This is a genomic window from Blastomonas sp. UPD001 (genome assembly GCF_003426715.1).
Taxonomy (GTDB): Bacteria; Pseudomonadota; Alphaproteobacteria; order Sphingomonadales; family Sphingomonadaceae; genus Blastomonas.
Window position 1 is genome coordinate 1 of record NZ_QKVT01000063.1, and the last position, 1,473, is coordinate 1,473.

Below are 1,473 nucleotides of genomic sequence, written 5' to 3' on the forward strand. Positions count from 1 at the left end.
TGGACACGCTCAATCGGCCAACCCAGCGCCACCGCGCGGTCCCGCAGTGCATATTGCCGCTTCGTGCTCTCGGTGTTCTCAAACACCTGACGAAGGGAGGACTGGCGGACGTAGAGAAACGCATCGCGCCGCAGGTGATCGGCGCTAATCTTCATGGCATTATCAGTAGACATGGCTTCCTCCTGTCTCTGCTGCCAGCACCATATTGGCGAGCATGTGCACGAGCTGGCGATCGTGCGCGACCAGTGAAGTTGTCTTGAGCCGAGGCGTCGACTGCTGTCGCGCTATCGCGGATTGATGTGGTGCGATCAGTACTGCCAGGCCGCGCCACAGTCCGTGGAAGACGATGGCGCCCATGCGCCTCGCGCAAGCCGTACCGCAAATAACATCGGCGCGGAGCGCTTCGTAAACATCCTTGCCGTTCTCCGACATGGCGATTGCGTGCGTCGGCTCTTCATCGTTTTTTTTTACGCGCCACCGCGCGTTCGATGCTGCGAGGATGGACGCTGATGCCCAGTCTCGCATGCACTAGGTCCGCCAGAGAACGGGCCTGCAGTTGGCCGTTCACATCGAGATGCTCCTCGACGAGACGCATCACCTCGCCAGTAAGCTTGTGGGCTGACTTCGGCCCGCGGGTGCGCGGCAAGAGGCCGGACATGCCATCGCGCTCGAACGCGGCCTCCGCTTGATAGTAGGTCTGCCGAGACAGCCCGAAAAGCGCGGCCGCATCCGCTTTGTTGGTGCCGTCTTCGCGGGCGTGCCGAAGCATCTCATACTTCACTTGCACGAGATCGAGTGGATCAAAGAAACCTGCTTCCCGGAACCAGGGGGCGCGGACGCCCTCGGGCTTGGGGTTCAGAGCGCCCATCTGGCGCAGGCGATCGGGCTTGCTTTCTTTAGTCATGGGAGCCTCCCTGTGTAATGCAAATTATGCCGCACTTTGCTCACACGTCAATCAAATTATATCTCAAATACCGCCGAAACCCATGTAACATCGAGCCTTACCTATTGCTTGGACGATCAATGACATCGCGTCTCGGCATAATTAGGCTTACATATGCGGCGTAATTTACTTGACGCTTCGTCATTCTTCCTGGCGGCGCTTAATGTGATCAATCAACGACGCCAGCGCCGACAGATCGTCTGGGCGGGAGAAGGACCGACCTGCAGCAACCTGACTGAACAAGTCGGCCTCATTGACATCGGTCCACGAGGCCGGAAGCGAACGCAACCGTCCTTGGGCGTCGTAGAACATGACGCGGTCTTCGCCCCAGTTCTGTTTGCGTGTCGACAGCACGAAGCGCTGTCCGCGCCACGGATGGAACGGGTGCGTAACCTCGAACTCTATGCGGGCTTGAGTGTCAGTACGAACTGCAGTCCTGGACTTGAAAGAACGGTATGTCGGAGGCTTTCGTCAAAACCCTGAAACGCGACTACATACGCATCTCACCCATTCCCGACGCCGACACAGCG

At 58.6% G+C, this 1,473-nt stretch carries 3 protein-coding genes; all 3 read right to left on the reverse strand.

Annotated features, from left to right (window positions below; genetic code table 11):
• Positions 1-162 precede the first annotated feature (162 nt).
• Positions 163-432: a hypothetical protein gene (locus tag DM995_RS18370; RefSeq protein ID WP_013850832.1), complete on the reverse strand. Its 270-nt coding sequence runs from the start codon at positions 430-432 to the stop codon at positions 163-165.
• A 22-nt stretch (positions 433-454) separates the two neighbouring features.
• Positions 455-904 carry a helix-turn-helix domain-containing protein gene (locus tag DM995_RS18375; protein WP_089046322.1) on the reverse strand — a complete coding sequence of 150 codons (450 nt, stop codon included), beginning with the start codon at positions 902-904 and terminating at the stop codon, positions 455-457.
• 180 nt (positions 905-1,084) lie between these two features.
• The gene (locus DM995_RS18380) at positions 1,085-1,348 is read right to left on the reverse strand and encodes a DUF5372 family protein (protein WP_089046348.1); all 264 of its coding nucleotides are present in this window, start codon (positions 1,346-1,348) and stop codon (positions 1,085-1,087) included.
• Positions 1,349-1,473: the final 125 nt, after the last annotated feature.

Excerpts from the sequence above, each read along its gene's own strand:
- DM995_RS18370 (WP_013850832.1), bottom strand. The coding sequence starts at position 432 with ATGTCGGAGAACGGCAAGGATGTTTACGAAGCGCTCCGCGCCGATGTT.
- DM995_RS18375 (WP_089046322.1), bottom strand. The coding sequence starts at position 904 with ATGACTAAAGAAAGCAAGCCCGATCGCCTGCGCCAGATGGGCGCTCTG.